The sequence below is a fragment of the Candidatus Pelagibacter sp. HIMB1587 genome, assembly GCF_052047775.1.
Classification (GTDB): domain Bacteria; phylum Pseudomonadota; class Alphaproteobacteria; order Pelagibacterales; family Pelagibacteraceae; genus Pelagibacter.
Map to the genome: position 1 here is coordinate 218,772 of NZ_JBNAJJ010000001.1, position 19,342 is coordinate 238,113.

Here is a 19,342-nt window from a genome sequence, read left to right on the forward strand (position 1 = left end):
AATGAGTGATATAGAAAAAGTAAAAAAATTAAGAGAAGCAACAGGTGCTGGATTTAAGGATTGTAATTTAGCAATTAAAGAGTCTAATGGAGATTTAGATAAAGCAATAGAAATTCTCAGGGTTAAAGGAATATCAAAAGCTTCAAAAAAAATGTCTAGAGACGCTAAAGAAGGTGTTGTTGTAGTATCAGGTGATGAAAACAAAACTTCTGTAATAGAAGTAAATTGCGAAACAGACTTCGTTGCAAAAAATGATGACTTTATAAGCTTTGTTAAAGAATTAAGTGAATTAAACAACCAACACAACTCTAATCAAGATGAATTAAAAAAAGCTGTGATGAAAAATGGGCAAAGTGTAGATGATAATTTAGTAGCGCTAATTGCAAAAATTGGTGAAAAAATTACAATTGGTAAATCAAAAACAATTAAAAATACCAGCGGTATAAATAACCATTATCTTCATACAGTTATAAAAGATAATGTAGCAAAATTAGCAGTTTTAGTATCTCTAGATACAAGTGATAAGTCAGATACAGTCAAATCATTTGGTAAACAACTTTCTATGCATATTGCTGCTTCAAATCCTTTAGCACTTGAGTCAAATTTAATTGATCAAGGATTAATTGACAAAGAACAAGAACTTGTTTCTGAGGAATTGAAAAATTCAGGTAAACCTGACGAAATAGCCAAAAAAATAAGTTTAGGTAAAATGAATAAGTTTAAAGAAGAAAATGCACTTTTAACTCAAGCTTGGGTCATGGAACCAAAGAAAAAAGTTCAAGACATTGTTAAAGAACTTTCAATAGCTGACTTAAAAATTAAGGAATTCTTTAGAATAAAAATAGGAGAATAAATGTTTGATGAAAAATCATATGGTTTGAAAATGGATAAAGCCATAGATGTATTTTCAAAAGAGCTATCATCTCTTAGAACAGGAAGAGCAAATGCTGCTATGTTAGATCTTGTTAAAGTTGATGTTTATGGGCAACAAATGCCGATTAATCAAATTGGCAGTATAACTACACCTGAACCAAGAATGATAAATATTCAGGTATGGGATATAAACAATGTACCCTTATTAGATGCAGCTATTAAAAAGTCAGATTTAGGTTTAAATCCACAGATCGATGGTCAATTAATAAGACTTCCAATACCAGAATTAAATGAAGAAAGAAGAACTGAGTTAAAAAAATTAATTAAATCTATTGGTGAAAAATGCAAAGTATCTATAAGAAATATCAGAAGAGAAGCAAACGAAGACCTTAAAAAATTACTAAAATCCAAAGAAATTGGTGAAGATGAAGAAAAATCTAAAGAAAAAATTATCCAATTAATAACAGACGATCATATTAAATCTGTTGATGAAAAAGTTTCCTCAAAAGAAAAAGAAATAATGACAATATGAACCCTTTAAAACATGTGGCCATTATCATGGATGGTAATGGTAGATGGGGTATAAAACATCATAATTCAAGAAATAAAGGTCATGAAGCTGGATTGGCAACAGTTGAAGCAGCAATCAAAGTAGCCTTAGAAAAAAATATTCGTTATCTGACACTATTTGCTTTTTCTACTGAAAATTGGAAAAGACCAAAAACTGAAGTTAATTTTCTTTTTAAATTACTTGAAAGTTTTTTAAAAAAAAAAATAGAGGAGTTTAATAAAAATCAAATTAAACTAAAAATTATAGGTGAAAAAAAATTTGATAAAAAATTAAATAAACTTTTAAATGTTTGCGAAAAAAAGACAAAAAATAATTTAAAATTACAAATAAATTTAGCTCTCAACTACGGTTCCAAAAAAGAAATAATTAATGCAATAAAAATATTAAATAAGAAAGGGACAAAAATTAACAAAAAAAATCTTTCAAATGCGCTATATACCAGTGACTCGCCTGATCCTGATTTATTAATTCGAACTGGAAATACAAAAAGACTTAGCAATTTTTTACTTTGGCAATTATCTTACTCAGAAATTTTTTTTTCAAAAAAATTGTGGCCAGAATTTAAGACTAAAGATTTTTTAAATGTTATATCTCAATATAAAAGAATAAAAAGAAATTTTGGAAAGATATAATGACTAATGAAATATTAAAAAGAACTTTGAGTTCAATTATACTTTTACTGTTAACTTTTTTTTGTATAATTAAAGGTTCATATTTATTTATCCTATTACTCATAGTAGTTTTTTTAATTTCATCTTTTGAATGGCACAATATGTCTAAACTAAAGTCATATTATTTTATTGGTTTTGTATATTTATTTTTTTCACTATTTTGTGTTTACAAGCTGAGGTTTAATTTTACAAATGACGCTTCAATATTTTTATTAATTACAATAATTTGCATTTTAACTGATATTGGAGGGTTTATTTTTGGAAAAATCTTTAAAGGTCCAAAATTAACCAAATACAGTCCAAACAAAACATATTCTGGTTTATTTGGTAGTTTTTTTCTTTCCTTTAGTATTATTCCAATAAATTTTTTTTTTAATTTTTTAAATGATATTACTTTAATAAAATTAATGATATTTACTTTAATAGTCTCTGCTACTAGTCAACTAGGAGATATATTTATTTCTTATTTTAAAAGATTATCAAGTATTAAAGATACTGGTAAGATTATACCCGGTCATGGCGGACTTTTAGATAGAATAGATGGTATGATTTTTGCATTTCCAATAGCATATCTAATGATATTTTTTAATCTCTTTGAAATTGTTTAATGAAATTAAATTTAGCAATACTTGGATCAACAGGTTCAATTGGAAAATCTTTATTAAATATCATTTCAAATGATAAAAAAAAATTTAATATTTCATTACTAACAGCAAATAGTAATTATCAACTTATTCTAGAGCAAGCAAAAAAGTTTAATGTTAAAAATATTATAATAACAGATAAAAAGTGTTTTGATTTAGCAAGATCCAAAAATAAAATAAAAAATTTAAATATTTTCAATAATTTTCAAAATCTAGAAAAAATTTTTAAAAAAAAAATTGATTACGTGATGAGTTCAATTGTTGGATTGGATGGATTAGTTCCAACATTTAAAATTATTAAACATACAAATAAAATTGCAATAGCAAATAAAGAATCAATTATATGTGCCTGGAATTTATTTAAAAAAGAACTTAAAAAAAATAATACAGAGTTTATACCCGTAGATTCAGAACATTTTTCTATTTGGCATACCTTAAGAAATAACTCTAAAGATAATATTGAAAAATTGTATCTTACGGCATCAGGTGGACCTTTATTAAAAGTGCCAATTAAAAAATTCAAAAACTTGAAAATTAGTAAAATAATTAAACATCCAAATTGGCAGATGGGTGCAAAAATAAGTGTAGATTCAGCAACAATGATGAATAAAGTTTTTGAAGTAATTGAAGCAAAAAAAATTTTTGATCTTAAATATAATCAAATTTCAATATTTGTTCATCCTCATTCTTATTTGCATGCTATTTTGAAATTTAAGGATGGTATGATTAATTTCATTGCTCATGAGACTACGATGGAGATCCCTATAAACAATACTTTAGGTAAATTTAAAAATGATCAAATAAAGTTTAAAAAAATTGATGTAAATAAATTAAACAATTTACAACTTTCTGAAATTGATAAAAAAAAATTTCCAGTTGTGAATATGCTTAACAATTTACCTGCAAACGACTCACTCTTTGAAACCGTTCTTGTTTCAGCGAATGACTGTTTGGTTAATTTATTGTTAAATAACAAAATCACTTATTTAGAATTAATTGAAAAATTATTTAAAATAGTATCTAAAAAAGAATTTATTAAATATAAATTTATAGAACCAAAAAAAATTACTGATATATTAAATTTAAATAAAATTTTAAAATCAAAAATAATTTAAGATGAAAAAGCTATATAAAATTTATCTCATTTTTTTTTATAGTTTTAATTTAATTTTTTTATTTTCATTTGCCAAAGCAATCGAGATAAAGGATATTCAGATCAAAGGAAACGAAAGAATTTCTGATGAAACTATAATTTTATTCTCTGAATTTAGTATTGGTAATGATATAACCAATAAAGACTTAAATGAAATAGTCAAAAAATTATACGGTACAGATTTTTTCAATGATGTTAATGTTAAAATTTTAGATCAGGTTTTGTTAATTACTGTAGCAGAAGCGCCAATAATTGATAAAGTTGAATTTGAAGGTATTAAATCTGAAAATATTAAAGATAATATAAATTCATTCATAAATTTAAAATCAAGATCGTCTTTTAACGAATTTTTAGTCAGTGAAGATAGAAAAAAGATTATATCTTATCTTAGACAAACTGGATATTACTTTTCCAGTGTTAACACAATTATCGAAGATCTTGATAATAATTTAGTAAATATAATTCATAATATTGAACTCGGTAAAAAAGCAAAAATAAAAAAAATTAAATTTATTGGAAATAAAATTTTTAAAGACAACAAACTCAAAAGCATAATTATTAGTGAGGAATATAAATTTTGGAAATTTATATCTGGTAGAAAATATTTAAATGAACAAACTATAAACTTTGATAAGAGATTACTTAAAAATTTTTATTTAAATAAAGGTTACTATAATGTTGAGGTAAATACCTCATTTGCAAAATTAGTTGGAACTGAAGATTTTGAATTAATTTATAATATCAATTCAAATAATAAAATTTATTTCAATGATTTAACTTTAAATATTCCAGATGATTTCAATTTAATTAATTTTCAAAAATTAACAAATTTATTAAATGAATTAAAGGGTAAACCTTATTCAATTAATACTGTAAATAGAATTTTAGACGAAATTGATAAGGTAACATTGAATGAAGAATATAAATCTATAAATGCAAGTGTTAATGAGGAAATTATTGAAAATAAATTAAATTTAAAATTTAATATTGAAGAAACCGAAAAGTTTTTTGTTGAGAAAATCAATATATATGGAAACAACATAACAAGAGAAAGCGTAATCAGAAATAATCTTGAAATTGACGAAGGTGATCCATTTAACAATATACTGCAGTTAAAAAGTGAAAATAACTTAAAAAGTCTGAATTTTTTTAAATCAGTATCTTCAGAAATTATAGAAGGTAAAAATACAAACTCAAAAATTATTAATTTTAAAGTTGAAGAAAAACCAACAGGTCAAATTTCAGCTGGCGCTGGTGCTGGAACATCTGGTGGAACATTTAGTTTCGGTATAAAGGAGAATAATTATTTAGGAAAAGGCTTGGGTATAGAAGCTAATGCCACAATAACATCAGAATCATTCAAAGGTATCTTTGGTGTAGAGAATCCTAATTTTAATAATTCTGATAAATCTTTGTTCGGAAATATACAAGCTATAGAAATCGATAGAATGAAAAATAATGGATATAAAACAAACAAAACTGGCTTTGAGTTAGGAACTAATTTTGAATATTATGAAGACTTTAATCTTGGTTTTTCAACAAGAACCTTTTACGAAAAAATTGATACTGACTCAACAGCATCAGCCCGTCAACAAGCGCAGGAGGGGAATTACTTTGATACATTTTTAAATACTCGTTTTGATTATGATAAACGTAATCAAAAATTTAGGCCAGATGATGGATTTAGATCAACATATACATTAGATATTCCTCTGATAAGTGAAACTTATACATTAACAAATAGATACAATTTTCAAAAATTTACCTCATTATATAATAATAATGTTTCTTCTTTTGGAATTTATCTAGAGGCTGCAAATTCCATAAAAGGTGATGACGTGAAGCTAACTGAAAGATTGTACATTCCGACAAAAAAATTACGTGGATTCGAAAGAGGCAAGGTTGGACCTAAAGATGGAAGTGATTTCATTGGTGGAAATTATATTGCAACAATTAATGCTACCACAAATATACCAGTGTTGTTTCAGAATTTTCAAAATTTAGATGCAATATTTTTTTTAGATATAGGTAATATATGGGGTGTAGATTACGATTCTTCAATTGATGATAGCGATGAAATAAGAAGTTCTATAGGTATAGGAATAGATTGGTTTTCAGTTATAGGCCCAATAAATTTCTCACTATCTGAAGCCATTTCAAAAGCAGATTCTGATATTACAGAAACATTTAGATTTAATGTTGGTACAACATTTTAATGAGACTTTTTAACAACCTATATATTTTTTTATTTATATTTTTAAGTATCCAAAATATTTCTTTTGCAGAACAAAGTGTAAAATTTGTTAATGTTGATTTACTTGTAAATAAAACTGAAATTGGGAATCAAATGCTTGATAAAATTAGTAACCTAGATAAAGAAAATATTAAAAAACTAAAAACATTTGAGAGACAAATTAAAGAAACACAAGAAGAGATTAAATTAAAAAAAAATGTTATTTCAGAATTAGAGTTTGAAAAAGAACTAAACGATCTTAATAAAAAAATATCCGATTTTAATAATCAAAAAAAAATTATGGTAGATAAATTAACAGATGTCAAAAATAAAGAGTTAAACTTATTCTTTGAAAATGTTAGACCTTTAGTACAAAACTATATGAATGAAAAGTCAATCGATATCATTATCAACAGTAATAATATCTTTATGGGGAATAAAAATTCAGATATAAGTAATGACTTGATTGATATAATAAACGCTAAATTTTAAAAATGAATAAATTAAATAAAGACCAAATTGCAAATTTACTTCCTCATAGAGAGCCAATGCTATTAATTGACGAACTTTATGATATTGTAAAATTACATTCTGCTACAGCAGTAGTTAATGTTGAGAAAGATAGTTTTTTTGTACAAGGACATTTTCCTGCAAATCCTGTGATGCCAGGTGTACTAATTGTCGAGTCATTTGGTCAAGCTGCGGCTGCACTAACAGCACATGGTTTAGATAAGTCTACATATGAAAATAAATTAGTATTTTTGATGGGTGTTGAAAAAGCTCGTTTTAGAAATCCAGTAATTCCTAATTGCAAATTAATATTAAAAATTGAAGCTATAAGATCTCATGGGAGAGTATGGAAGTATAAAGGTGAAGCTTTTGTAAACGATATTAAAATGGCAGATGCAATTTGGTCTGCTACCATTGTTGATAAGAAATAAATAGCAATAATTATTGATAACTTTAGAAGAATTGCTCTGTTAAAAGCAATTATGTCAAACCCATTTTTTAAAAATTATGGACCTTTTTTAATTTCAGATATTTTAAAACTTATAAACTTTGAAACTGATAATGTAAAAAAAGATGTTGAGCTAAAAGATATAAAAGATCTCTATAGCTCGAATAATACAGATATCACTTTTTTTCATTCCAAAAAATATTCAGAAATTGCAAAAAATACAAAAGCATCTTTTTGTATAACTACAGATTCTTTAAAAAAAGAACTTCCAACTCCATGTGTTCCTTTAGTTGTGGAAAATGTATTACTATCTGTATCAAAGGTAACATCAATGTTTTATCCTGATGCTATAAATGATGATTTTGATGAAAGCGTAATTTATCTTAATGAAACAGATTTAAAGGACAAAGTAATTCATGGTAAAAATGTTTTAATTGGAAAAAATGTATCAATAGGTAAAAATTGTAAAATAGGTCATAACACAATAATTGAAAAAAATGTTTCTATTGGAGATAATTGCTCAATAGGTTCAAATACAATAATAAGAAATTCAATTATAAGTAATAATGTAAGAATTCTTGATAACTGTGTAGTTGGAAAGCATGGTTTTGGTTTTTTTCCTGATAAAATTAAGAATTTAAGATATCCACATATTGGCGTTGTAATTATTGAAGAAAATTGTGAAATAGGATGCGGATCTACTATAGATAGAGGCTCGATGTCGAATACTGTTATTGGCAAAAATACTTATTTGGATAATCAAATACACATAGCTCATAATGTTAAAATAGGGGAAAATTCAATTATAGCAGGGCAAGTAGGAGTAGCAGGTAGTTCAATTATTGGTTCAAATGTTAGAATAGGTGGTCAAGCAGGAATTTCAGGACATATTAAAGTTGGCAATAATGTAGAAATTGGAGGTGGCTCAGGTGTAATAAAAAATATTCCAGATAATACAAAAGTAATGGGTTATCCAGCAAAAAATATTAGAGAATTTTTAAGAGACAACAAATGATTCACAAAACAGCGATTATAGACTCAAATGCAAAAATTTCTCAAAATGTAACAATTGGTCCTTATTCTGTTATTGGTCCAAATGTAGAAATAGGAGATGGAACAGTTATTCAGTCCCACGTAAATATAACAGGTAATACTAAGATTGGTCATAATAATAAAATTTATCCATTTGTTTCTATAGGAAATGATCCACAAGATTTAAAATTTAAAGGTGAAAAAACTTTATTAGAGATAGGTGATAATAATAAAATAAGAGAATACGTTACTATAAATCCAGGCACAGAAGGAGGTGGAGGTAAAACTAAAGTAGGTAATAACTGTCTGTTTATGGTGTCTTCTCATATTGCTCATGATTGTATTGTTGGTGATAATGTTATTTTAGCAAATAATGTTCCATTGGGAGGCCATGCACATGTAGATGATAATGCAATAATTGGTGGCAATTCAGCTGTACAACAATTTACTAGAGTTGGTAAATTTGCAATGATAGGTGGAATGTGTGGTGTAGTAAGAGATGTTATACCATACGGTATAGCACATGGAAATAGAAGTATATTGCAAGGATTAAACCTTATTGGTTTAAGAAGAAAAAATATTCCAAATAAAGAAATATTACATCTCAATGAAGCTTATAAAATAATATTTAAAAATGAGAATTTAACAGAAAATTTAAGTAATTTATCAAACGATTTAAGAAAAAATGAATTAATTTCTGAAGTGGTTAATTTTATAGAAAAAGATAAGAAAAGACCAATTTGCACTCCCTTTTCAAAATAAAATGATTGGTTTATTTTTAGGTGACACAGATTTTCCTGAAATAGTTTTAAATAAAGTAAAAAAATTAAAAAAAGAGTATTATATTATAGATTTTTCTAAAAATAATAAATTTAAAAGAGATAAAAATTCTTACAGGATTAGCATTGGAAAATTTGGAAAAATAATCAAATTAATTAAAGAAAAAAAATCTAAAAAAGTTTTGTTTGCAGGTAAAATAGCAAAGCCTAATTTTACATCTCTTAGATTAGATTTGAAAGGTATATATTATATGCCAAGTGTTATTAGAGCTTCTAAAATTGGTGATGCTGCAATTATAAAATCTATAATTAAGATTCTTGCAGATGAAGATATTAAAGTTATTAGCTCTGTATACTTTAATCCAGAACTATCTCTTAAAAAAGGAAATTATACAAAAAATAAGCCTAGTATGAATGATAACAACTCAATTAAAAAAGCTAAAAATTATTTCAATAAAATTAATAGTTTGGATCATATACAGGCTTTAGTTGTCAAAGATCAAAAAATAATTGCAAAAGAGGGAAGGCAAGGAACAAAAAAAATGCTTTCAAAAGTAAAGAAAAATTCAAAAGGTATATTAATAAAATTACCTAAAAATAAACAAGATTTAAGAATGGATTTACCAACTGTTGGTTTGCAAACTTTAAAGGATATAAAAAAATATGGATTAAAGGGTCTAGTTTTAAAATCTAAAAAGAATATTTTTCTTGATAAAAAAGAAGTAATAAATTTTGCAAATAAAAATAAAATTTTTATTAAAGTTATATGAAAAAAATTTTTGTATTAACTGGTGAACCATCAGGAGACAAACTTGCATCAACTTTAATTTCAAGATTAAAACTAGAAAATTCTGAAATTGAATATTTATCAGTGGGCGGTACTCACCTAAAAAATTTGGGAATCAAGTCTATTTTTGATTTGAAAGAAATTACATATTTAGGGTTTACAAGTGTATTGCTTAATGTTTTTAAAATTAAATCAAAAATAAATAAAACTGTAGAAGAAATAGTAAAATTTAAACCAGATATATTGCTAAGTGTAGATAGTCCTGATTTTACCTTGCGTGTGGCCGAAAAGGTTAAAAAAATAAACAGCAACATTAAAACAATTCATTATGTAGCACCCCAAGTATGGGTATGGCGAAAAAATAGAGTTAAAAAAATTAAAAAATTTATTGATCACATTCTTTTGTTGTTTGAATTTGAAAAAAAGTACTTTGACGAAGAAAATATAAATAATACTTTTGTTGGTCATCCCCTTATAGAAAGAAATCAAAATAACAAAACTATTATTGATAATATTTTACCTAAAAATAAAAAAATAATATCTTTATTTCCTGGTAGCAGAAATTCCGAAACTAATGTTTTGCTACCTATATTATTGGATTTTATTAAATTAATGAACAAAAAGCATAATGAATATTTTTTCTATATTCATGCAACAGAAGAAAATAAAAGCTTAATTTTAGAACATGTAAAAAAATATAACTTTGACAATATAGATATTGTGTCTGAAGAAAATATTAAATCTGAAATTTTGTCTAAATCTATTTTTGCTGTTTCAAAATCTGGTACTGTTTCATTACAAATTTGTAATTTTAAAGTTCCATCAATTATTATTTATAAACTTAGTTTTATTAATTTTATGATTTTTAAAATGTTAGTTAATGTAAAATTTGCAAATATTATTAATATAATCAATAATCATGAGGTAATTCCCGAATTACTTCAAAAAGAATGTAATTCCGACGAAATATATAGGTCTGTTATTTATTTTCTTAAAAATCCCGAATTAATGAAAAAACAAGTGAGTGAGTGCTCCAAAACTTTAGAGGGCATCAGGTCTAAAACTTCATCTGCTGGTGAGGCAAGTTCTATTTTAATGAAGTATCTTTCTTAATCTTTTATCAACATCTGCTTTACCTAAAGATATAACAATATCATATAAGCCTGGTCCAAATTTAGATCCTGTTAGGGCTACTCTTAACGGTTGACCTACACCTTTGAAATTTGTTTCGTGTTTTTTTATCAAGTTATTGACTATTGGTTCTAAATTATCTCTACTTAAAATTTCTAAGTTTTTAATTTCTTCTTGAAATTCATTAATTATTTTTTTGGATTTATTGTCAATTAGTTTTAAATCATTTTCATTAAAATTGACTTCATCATTAATAATATATTTTGCATTATTAAATATTTCTTCCAGTGTTTTTGCTTTATTTTTTAAAAATCCTAAAGATGATTTTATTTTCGATGCTTTTTCTGTATTAATTTTATCTTTATACTCTTCACAGTATCTCAAAAGATGATCATACAGATCATTTTCATCAATATTTTTGATATAGTGCTCATTTATTGATAAAATACGGCTCATATCTAATTTTGATGGTGATTTTCCAATACCTTCTAAGTTAAAAAATTTTATACTTTCCTCTAGAGTAAATATTTCTTTGTCTTGATACGACCATCCTAGTCTTAGTAAATAATTTCTTAATGCGTCAGGCATAATTCCAATTTTTGAATAGTCATCCAATGTTGAAGCATTATCTCTCTTGGATAATTTTTTACCGTCTATTGTGTGAATTAAAGGAATATGGGCAAACAGTGGAACATCCCATTTCATTGCTTCATAAATTTGTATTTGTTTAAAGGTATTTATTTTATGGTCATCACCCCTAATTATATGCGTCATTCCCATTTCATGATCATCTACAGTTGCTGATAAATTATAAGTTGGGGTTCCATCATTTCTTAATATTACAAAATCTTCTATTGTACTATTTTCGATTTCAACATCTCCCTGAACTAAATCTTTAAGAATTGAACTTCCTTCAATTTTACTTTTAAATCTTATTACAGGTTTAATTTCTTTAGGAGCGTCTTTTTCTTCTGCATCCCTCCATTTTCTGTTGTAAATATAAGGTATTTTCTTTTGTCTAGCTCTTTTTTTTTGCTCTTCTATCTCTTCAGGTGAACAGTAACACTTATAGGCATACCCATTTTTTAATAATTCATTTGCAATTTTTACATGATCATCAATTTTTGTTGACTGAATATATTCTTCACCATCATGTTTTATCCCTAACCAATTTAAGGATTTAATTATTTGAATTTTGTGTTCTTCTTTCGATCTTTCCTTGTCAGTATCTTCAATTCTTAAATGAAAAGTGCCTTTTTGATTTTTTGAATATAACCAATTAAACAAGGCAGTTCTAACACCACCAATATGAAGAGCTCCAGTAGGAGACGGAGCAAAACGAGTTGCTACTTTTGACATCAGAGATGTTTAGACTATTTTTTTAGAAGTTTCTATATAAAGATACCAAAACACCCTGAACTTTAACTCTATCAGGGCCAAATATTTTGGTTTCATAATTTCTATTTGCACTTTCTAACGCAACAACTTTACCTTTTTTACGAATTCTTTTTAACATCGCCTCGTGTTCATCAATTAATGCGACTACAATTTTTCCATTATCTGCTGTATCTGTTCTTTTAATGATAACCGTATCTCCCTCGTGGATTCCTGCTTCAATCATTGAGTCTCCTTGAACTTTCAATCCAAAATAATCTCCATTTTTTTCTAAATTATTTGGTAATGGTATTCTTGAAACTTCGTTTTGTATTGCTTCAACAGGAGTACCTGCTGCAATTTTTCCTAATACTGGCACTTCCATTTCATCTGAATTGTTAGTTTCTTCATCTAAACCACCTTTAATAACACTTGGTGAAAAACTATTGTAAATATCGTTTGCTGAAGCTGTTTCAGGTAATTTCACTACCTCTAAAGCTCTCGCTTTATGAGCTAATCTTTTAATAAATCCTCTTTCTTCTAAGGCGCTAATCAATCTATGAATACCTGACTTTGATTTTAAGTTTAGAGATTGTTTCATCTCTTCGTAAGAAGGAGATACACCAGAACTTCTCAACTTCTTGTTGATAAATAAAAGCAGGTTTTTTTGTTTTTTTGTTAGCATAAGAACAAATATCGTACAAACAATGTTCTATAAAAGTTCTTTTGTTTTAACAATACTAAAAAAAGTGAGTAAAATAGGGCTTAAATTGACTACAAAACTGAAAAAATTGAATTTTCATCCAATTTTTTCAAAAGTGATTCACCAATTAAAAAAGTATTAATTGAAGTCTTACTGTTTAATTCCAATAATTCTTCTTTAGATTTAATACCACTCTCAGAAACTAGAGGTCCTTTATGGTTTTTTACAACATTATAAATATCATAGGTTGTATTTATATCAGTTTTAAGTGTTTTTAAGTTTCTGTTGTTAATACCAATTAGTGCATCTTTAAAATTTAATGCCTTTTGAGCCTCTTCAACAGTATGTACTTCTACTATTACTGACATATCTAATTTCAATGCCTCTTGATATAAATTGTTTGCAAGATCATCTGAGACACCAGCTAAAATAATCAGAATTGCATCTGCACCATAACTTTTGGCAAGTGGCACTTGAAAAGTATCAATAAAAAAATCTTTACATAATATCGGTAAATTAACCTTATCTTTTATTTTGCTTATATGGATTAAATTTCCTAAAAAATAATCTTCTTCAGTTAAAACTGATAAACAAGTAGCATTATTTTTTAAATAAATACTAGCAATTTCTACTGGATTGTAGTCTTCAATTATAACACCTGCAGAAGGACTCGCTTTTTTTATTTCAGCAATAATTGAAGTTTTATTTTCTTTTAAATTGTTTTCAATTTTATCTTTAAAATTTATGTATGATTTATTTTTTTGTATTAATTCATCTAATTTTTTAAGATCTATTGATTTTTTTAGATTATCAATTTTTTCGATTTTTTTTTTAATTATATTTTCTAAAACGTTTTCAGACATTTTGTATTTGTTCCAAATGTGAAAAAGTTTTACCAGAAAGAATAAATTGTCTTGCGTGATTATAGGCTTCTTTAAAATCAACAAACTTTTCTGCAACGATTAAACCAGCTGCAGCATTTAAACAAACTGCTTTCGAAAAATCATTATCTTTACCTTTAAATATTTCAATCATTTTATCTGCATTAAATTTTGCATCATTACCAATTAAATTCTCGAATTTCTCTGCATTCACACCAATTGAATTAGGATCAACCAAGATTTCAGATATTTCTCCATTCTTCAATTGTATTATATTTGTTTTTGCATAAGGAGATATTTCATCCAATCCATCTTCGCTGTTTACTATCCACGCAAATTTTATATTTAAATTTTTTAATCCCTCTGCAAAAATTGTTAATAATTTTTTATCAAATACTCCAACAACCTGTCTTTCTACTAGAGCGGGATTACTTAAAGGACCAATCATATTGAAAATAGTTCTTTTACCGATTTTCTTTCTTACAGGGCCTACAAATCTCATAGCACGATGATAATTTGGAGCAAACATAAAACCAAAATTGTTATTGCTTATTTCTCGTTCTATTTCTCTCGGCTCTAAATCAATTTTAATATTAAGAGCTTCCAAAACATCTCCAGAGCCACATTTTGAGGATACAGCTTTATTGCCGTGTTTTGCAACTTTTATACCCATACTAGCCAAAAGCAATGCTGATGCAGTTGATATATTAACAGTGTTCATACCGTCACCACCTGTACCGCATGTATCTATACAATCTTGAACGTTTACTCTTTTAGATTTTTCTCTAAGGACATAAACACCCCCAGCAATTTCATCTGCAACTTCTCCTTTTTCTGAAAGAAGGGTTAAAAAATTATAGATTTGATCCTCATCAGCTTTACCAGTCATTAAAATCTCAAATGCTGACTTACTTTCTTCAAAGGTTAAATTTTCTTTATTTTTAAGTTTTTCTAAAATCTTTTTCATAAAATTAATAATTAATAAAATTTTTTAAAATTTTCATTCCCATCTTAGTTTTAATACTTTCTGGATGAAATTGTACACCATGAATATTAAATTGCTTATGTTGGATAGCCATAATTACGCCATCACTAGTTTCAGCTGTAATCTCTAAATCTTTCGAGAGGGTTTTTTTATCAATAATTAAGCTATGATATCTTGTAGCTTCAAAGAAACAAGGCAGATTTTTTAAAATCCCAATTTTTTTTGATTTAATTTTGCTAGTTTTCCCATGCATTAATTTTCTTGCTTGAATAATTTTAGATCCAAAAACTTGACCTATAATTTGATGTCCAAGACAAACACCTAAAAAGGGCAATTTTTTATGTAATGATTTTAAAATACTTATGCAATTTCCAGATTGATTTGGATTTCCAGGTCCAGGTGAAATAACAATTTTATCATATTTTTTTCTTAATATTTCTTTAGAGTTAATTTTATCATTTCTTATGACATCAACTTTTACATCTAGTGAAGAAATATAATGATAAAGATTAAATGTAAAACTATCATAATTATCTATTAATAATATTTTCATTATCTTAAAGCATTTATCAAAGCTTTCGCCTTATTCACTGTTTCATCATATTCGTTTGTAGGCTTACTATCAGCCACAATACCCGCTCCAGCTTGTACATAGAATTTTTTATTTTTTGCAACAGCTGTTCTTAATGCAATACAAGTATCAAATTCACCATTAGCAGAAAAGTATCCAATTCCACCAGCATAAACTTTTCTTTTCGATGTTTCTAATTCATCAATAATTTCCATTGCTCTTATTTTAGGAGCACCAGATACAGTACCAGCAGGAAATCCTGCCAACAGTGATTTAAATTTTGAAAACTTTTTATTATACTTTCCAACTACATTGGAAACTATATGCATTACATGAGAGTACCTCTCAATTATGAAACTCTCAGTTACCTTTACAGTATTTATTTTTGATACTTTACCAGCATCATTTCTTCCTAAATCTAAAAGCATTAAATGTTCAGAAAGTTCTTTTTTGTCTTTAAGAAGGTCTTTTTCATAAAAAAGATCTTCTTTTTTGTTTTTTCCTCTTGGTCTAGTACCTGCTATTGGTCTTACTGTAATTTTATTATCTCTTAGTCTTACTAAAATTTCTGGACTTGCCCCAATAATTTGGAAGTCATTAAAGTTGAAGTAAAACATAAAAGGAGAGGGGTTAGTTACTCTAAGTTTTTTATAAATTTCTAAGGGTTTTTTTGTTAATTTTGCCTCAAATCTTTGACTTAAAACAACTTGAAAAATATCACCAAGTTTAATGTATTTCTTAGCTTTATTAACCATTGCAAGAAATTTATTTTTAGATGTGTTTGATTTAACTTTAATTTTTTTTTCTTTTAATACTCTTTTTGTATCAATATTTTTGATCGATGATTGAATTAATAGTTTAAATAGATCAGTTTTTATAGAGTCATACCTTTTTTGATAATTTTTAATTTTTTCATCATTAAAAACATTACTTATATAAAATATTTCTTTTTTTAAATTATCATGAATAACCAAGGTTCTTGGTCTCATCAATCTTACATCAGGTAAATTAAGATCATTTTTACATGAGTTAGGAATTTTTTCTATGTATCTTATAGAGTCGTATGAAAAATAACCTGAAATTAGCGAACAAATCTTTGGTAAATTCTTAGGTGTATCAAATTTAAAATTTTCAATAATTTTTTCTATTAATTCTTCTGGTTTATCTTTAAGAATGATTTTTTTATTTTCAGTGATTAAATATGACTTTTGGTTGTTGAACTCCCATATTTTATCAGGATCTTTACCAAAAATTGTGTATCTACCTTTAATTTTTCCTTTTTCAACTGATTCAAATATAAAACTATTTTTTTCCTCTAAAAAATTATCAATTAAATTTATTACTTCATCATCAGAATTTACTTTTTTAGAAGTGTATATAATCTGATTTTTTTTGCTTCTATGTCGAAACTTAAAATCTTTGAAGCTTCGATTAATTATCATTTGAAATAGTTTTTAATTCTATCAATAGTTTTTTGATTCAATTGAACCTGATATTTATTATTCAACAGGGTATCGTAAGATTGTAAAATATTTTTTCTATTGTTTGTATTTTGTGAACTTACAAATCCTTTATATTCCTCACCTTGTTTATTTATAGTATTTTTATTTATATCTTTTATTCTGACTAAAAATATTTGATTATTAGTATTGTTTACTAAAGCAAAAGAATTTTGAGGTAATGAGTAGAGCATTTTAATTGAATTTACTTCAAACAGCCCATCATCACTAATTGAATTAATTGATCCAGTTTGGATTTTACCTGAACTTAACTCTATAAATTTACTTTCATTAAATCCATCATTCTGTATTTCTTCAATTATTTTTCTATTGTAATCAAATTTACCTTTTTGATAAATAAGCTCGACAATTTCACTTTTTACTATCTCATCATTTAAATCTGGCGAACGATTATATTCATTCTCTATATTATAAAGAATATAACTATCGCCACTTTCAAATATATCTAATTTGCTTGATTTCTTAGAGTAAATTAACTTTTCGTTCGCACTAGTGTTTTCATCTGGAGCAAATTCATTAATATTAATTACTTCCACATTTATGTTTTCGATTATCGAACTAAAACTTTCATTTTGAGAAATTTTATTTTCTATTTCATCAATTTCGTTAAAAAAATCTTGATTAAATTCATCAATTCCAATTAAATTTTTTGGATTTAAAACCACATATTTGAAGTCAATATATTCTCTTTTTAATTGATCTTTATTTTCTTCAATAAATGTATTGATTTCATCTGATGTATAATCTTCTTTAATCTTATATAAATTCTCCATATCAAAGTATTCAATAGATAATGTTTTATTGTTTTCTTCAAATTTACTTTCTATTAGAAATTCAGGGGTGACAGTACCTGCACCAATAAAATCAAATAAGTGTTTCTGTAAACCTTGATTTTTTAATTTCAACTCAAACAAAGGAGCAGACATATTATTTGAAAGTAAAAATTTTTCGTATTTAACTCTTTCAAAAGCACCATTCTCGTCTTTAAAATTTTTATTATCTTTTAAATATTTTAAAATTGTCTTTTCGTTTATAGAAAGTTTAAAATCTTCAATCTCTAGATCAATTAAAGTTGTTGAAATAAGTCCTGATAGTAATTCTTCTATAATGTTGTTATCTAAATTATTTCTTATTGCTTCTTGTGAAATTCCACTTTGATTAACATAGTCCATGAAATCTTGAGTGGTAACGTTAGTTTTATTTATTTTAGCAATATTATTTTGATTGTTAGTACTAAAGCCACCGCCAAATCCACCAAATCCAAAAGCTATTATGATGATTACTATTAAAACTAATCCACCAAATTGTTTCCAACCTAAATTTTTTAATTTTTCAACCATAACGTTATAAATTTATTGATCTGTAAAAAACAAATCTATAGATTAAAAAGTCAATTATGACAAATAAATATATGTATTTTATAGCTAATTGGAAAATGTTTGGAGATTTAAAAACTATAAATTCATTAGATAAAGTTATTAAATTCTCAAAAAGTCATAAAAAAAATAAGTTCAAACTAATTTATTGTCCTCCAAATACTCTAATACGTCCAATTTCAAAAAGACTTAGTAAAACAAATATTGAAGTTGGTGCACAAAATTCTCATCAAAATTTAGATTATGGAGCTTTTACAGGCCAGGTTAATGCAAGAATGCTTAAAAGTGTTGGAGCAAAATATGTGATCTTGGGTCATTCCGAAAACAGAATGGCTGGAGAAAATGACAATTTAATTAATCTTAAAATAAAAAATTCAATCAAATCTGGTTTAAAAATTATTTTTTGTATTGGTGAAACACTGAAACAAAAAAGAGATAAAAAGACTAATCAAGTTTTAAATAGTCAATTAAAGAAAGGATTAAAATCTATCAAAAAAATTAATGATATAATTATTGCGTACGAACCAGTGTGGTCTATTGGAACTGGTTTAATTCCTTCATCAGAGGAACTGTGTAAATCAATTAAATTTATAAAAAGTAAATTTGGAAAAAAATCTCCAAAAGTTTTATATGGAGGCTCTGTTAACAGTAAAAATATTGATCAATTAAAAATAATTACTGACATAAATGGTTTTTTAATAGGTGGAGCATCACAAAATCCAAAGAAATTTATTGATATAATTAAAAAAACCATTAATTAGTCCCCCATGGAAACATTGTTACTTGTAATTAACATCATACTTGCGTTTATTTTAGTTGTGCTTGTGCTACTTCAAAAATCAGAGGGTGGCGCTCTAGGTATTGGTGTTTCACAAGAAAATTTCATGCTATCTAGATCAGCTGGTAGTTTTATTACCAAAGCAACTGCGATAGTTGCAACTTTATTTATCATTTGCAGCTTAGCGCTGACAATAATTTCAAGAGCAGAATTAACGCCCACAGGATCAGTTTTAGACACGATTGAAGAAAAAACTGAAGATACTCCATCAATTCCTGAAAATAATTAATTAATACTTTCTATTTCTTTTTTTATTAGCTAT

General features: G+C 26.1%; 21 protein-coding genes. 14 read left to right on the plus strand and 7 right to left on the minus strand.

The genetic code is table 11. From position 1 onward, the window contains the following. Position 1: 1 nt before the first annotated feature. The 12 genes from tsf to lpxB all read left to right on the plus strand — a co-directional run bounded on the left by tsf (position 2) and on the right by lpxB (position 10,814). Positions 2 to 853: a translation elongation factor Ts gene (tsf, locus tag ACTTBE_RS01210; RefSeq protein ID WP_440676825.1), complete on the plus strand. Its 852-nt coding sequence runs from the start codon at positions 2 to 4 to the stop codon at positions 851 to 853. Beyond that, a complete protein-coding gene (gene frr / locus ACTTBE_RS01215; protein WP_440676826.1) occupies positions 854 to 1,405 on the plus strand; it encodes a ribosome recycling factor in 552 nt (183 codons plus the stop codon). Next, positions 1,402 to 2,076: a polyprenyl diphosphate synthase gene (uppS, locus tag ACTTBE_RS01220; protein ID WP_440676827.1), complete on the plus strand. Its 675-nt coding sequence runs from the start codon at positions 1,402 to 1,404 to the stop codon at positions 2,074 to 2,076. The genes frr and uppS overlap by 4 nt, the downstream gene beginning before the upstream one ends. A 140-nt stretch (positions 2,077 to 2,216) precedes the next feature. Further along, the gene (locus tag ACTTBE_RS01225) at positions 2,217 to 2,723 is read left to right on the plus strand and encodes a phosphatidate cytidylyltransferase (RefSeq protein WP_440676828.1); all 507 of its coding nucleotides are present in this window, start codon (positions 2,217 to 2,219) and stop codon (positions 2,721 to 2,723) included. Continuing rightward, the gene (locus ACTTBE_RS01230; protein ID WP_440676829.1) at positions 2,723 to 3,874 is read left to right on the plus strand and encodes a 1-deoxy-D-xylulose-5-phosphate reductoisomerase; all 1,152 of its coding nucleotides are present in this window, start codon (positions 2,723 to 2,725) and stop codon (positions 3,872 to 3,874) included. Before ACTTBE_RS01225 ends, ACTTBE_RS01230 begins: the two co-directional genes overlap by 1 nt. A gap of 1 nt (position 3,875) precedes the next feature. Beyond that, positions 3,876 to 6,128, plus strand: coding sequence for an outer membrane protein assembly factor BamA (gene bamA, locus ACTTBE_RS01235; RefSeq protein WP_440676830.1), 2,253 nt, complete (start codon positions 3,876 to 3,878; stop codon positions 6,126 to 6,128). Next, complete coding sequence (locus tag ACTTBE_RS01240; RefSeq protein ID WP_440676831.1) at positions 6,128 to 6,637, plus strand: OmpH family outer membrane protein; 510 nt, start codon at positions 6,128 to 6,130, stop codon at positions 6,635 to 6,637. Before bamA ends, ACTTBE_RS01240 begins: the two co-directional genes overlap by 1 nt. Before the next feature lie 2 nt (positions 6,638 to 6,639). Then, positions 6,640 to 7,086 (plus strand): 3-hydroxyacyl-ACP dehydratase FabZ, encoded by a 447-nt coding sequence (gene fabZ / locus ACTTBE_RS01245; protein WP_440676832.1) that lies wholly within the window; start codon positions 6,640 to 6,642, stop codon positions 7,084 to 7,086. A gap of 51 nt (positions 7,087 to 7,137) precedes the next feature. After that, positions 7,138 to 8,118 (plus strand): UDP-3-O-(3-hydroxymyristoyl)glucosamine N-acyltransferase, encoded by a 981-nt coding sequence (lpxD, locus tag ACTTBE_RS01250; protein WP_440676833.1) that lies wholly within the window; start codon positions 7,138 to 7,140, stop codon positions 8,116 to 8,118. Beyond that, the gene (lpxA, locus tag ACTTBE_RS01255; protein WP_440676834.1) at positions 8,115 to 8,897 is read left to right on the plus strand and encodes an acyl-ACP--UDP-N-acetylglucosamine O-acyltransferase; all 783 of its coding nucleotides are present in this window, start codon (positions 8,115 to 8,117) and stop codon (positions 8,895 to 8,897) included. The genes lpxD and lpxA overlap by 4 nt, the downstream gene beginning before the upstream one ends. 1 nt (position 8,898) lies before the next feature. Next, complete coding sequence (gene lpxI, locus ACTTBE_RS01260; protein ID WP_440676835.1) at positions 8,899 to 9,684, plus strand: UDP-2,3-diacylglucosamine diphosphatase LpxI domain-containing protein; 786 nt, start codon at positions 8,899 to 8,901, stop codon at positions 9,682 to 9,684. Then, positions 9,681 to 10,814, plus strand: a complete 1,134-nt coding sequence (gene lpxB, locus ACTTBE_RS01265; protein WP_440676836.1) for a lipid-A-disaccharide synthase — start codon at positions 9,681 to 9,683, stop codon at positions 10,812 to 10,814. The genes lpxI and lpxB overlap by 4 nt, the downstream gene beginning before the upstream one ends. On the opposite strand, the gene gltX is transcribed toward lpxB, so the two are convergent. From gltX to ACTTBE_RS01300, 7 genes are all read right to left on the minus strand, one after another. Next, on the minus strand, positions 10,794 to 12,191 hold the full coding sequence (gene gltX, locus ACTTBE_RS01270) for a glutamate--tRNA ligase (RefSeq protein ID WP_440676837.1): 1,398 nt from the start codon (positions 12,189 to 12,191) through the stop codon (positions 10,794 to 10,796). The genes lpxB and gltX overlap by 21 nt on opposite strands. 22 nt (positions 12,192 to 12,213) lie before the next feature. Beyond that, positions 12,214 to 12,891, minus strand: a complete 678-nt coding sequence (gene lexA, locus ACTTBE_RS01275) for a transcriptional repressor LexA (RefSeq protein WP_440676839.1) — start codon at positions 12,889 to 12,891, stop codon at positions 12,214 to 12,216. 89 nt (positions 12,892 to 12,980) lie between these two features. Further along, on the minus strand, positions 12,981 to 13,772 hold the full coding sequence (locus ACTTBE_RS01280) for an indole-3-glycerol phosphate synthase TrpC (protein WP_440676840.1): 792 nt from the start codon (positions 13,770 to 13,772) through the stop codon (positions 12,981 to 12,983). Continuing rightward, positions 13,765 to 14,757 carry an anthranilate phosphoribosyltransferase gene (gene trpD, locus ACTTBE_RS01285; protein ID WP_440676841.1) on the minus strand — a complete coding sequence of 331 codons (993 nt, stop codon included), beginning with the start codon at positions 14,755 to 14,757 and terminating at the stop codon, positions 13,765 to 13,767. The genes ACTTBE_RS01280 and trpD overlap by 8 nt, the downstream gene beginning before the upstream one ends. Positions 14,758 to 14,761: 4 nt before the next feature. Next, entirely contained in the window at positions 14,762 to 15,328 is a 567-nt protein-coding gene (locus tag ACTTBE_RS01290; protein ID WP_440676842.1) for an anthranilate synthase component II, read from the minus strand. Then, positions 15,328 to 16,785 carry an anthranilate synthase component I gene (gene trpE, locus ACTTBE_RS01295; protein ID WP_440677336.1) on the minus strand — a complete coding sequence of 486 codons (1,458 nt, stop codon included), beginning with the start codon at positions 16,783 to 16,785 and terminating at the stop codon, positions 15,328 to 15,330. The genes ACTTBE_RS01290 and trpE overlap by 1 nt, the downstream gene beginning before the upstream one ends. Next, entirely contained in the window at positions 16,785 to 18,206 is a 1,422-nt protein-coding gene (locus ACTTBE_RS01300) for a SurA N-terminal domain-containing protein (RefSeq protein WP_440676843.1), read from the minus strand. Before ACTTBE_RS01300 ends, trpE begins: the two co-directional genes overlap by 1 nt. A 56-nt stretch (positions 18,207 to 18,262) precedes the next feature. Here ACTTBE_RS01300 and tpiA point away from each other — a divergent pair, with 56 nt between their 5' ends. Further along, positions 18,263 to 19,003, plus strand: coding sequence for a triose-phosphate isomerase (gene tpiA, locus ACTTBE_RS01305; protein WP_440676844.1), 741 nt, complete (start codon positions 18,263 to 18,265; stop codon positions 19,001 to 19,003). Between the two features lie 6 nt (positions 19,004 to 19,009). After that, on the plus strand, positions 19,010 to 19,309 hold the full coding sequence (secG, locus tag ACTTBE_RS01310) for a preprotein translocase subunit SecG (RefSeq protein WP_440676845.1): 300 nt from the start codon (positions 19,010 to 19,012) through the stop codon (positions 19,307 to 19,309). The last annotated feature ends 33 nt before the right edge of the window (positions 19,310 to 19,342 follow it).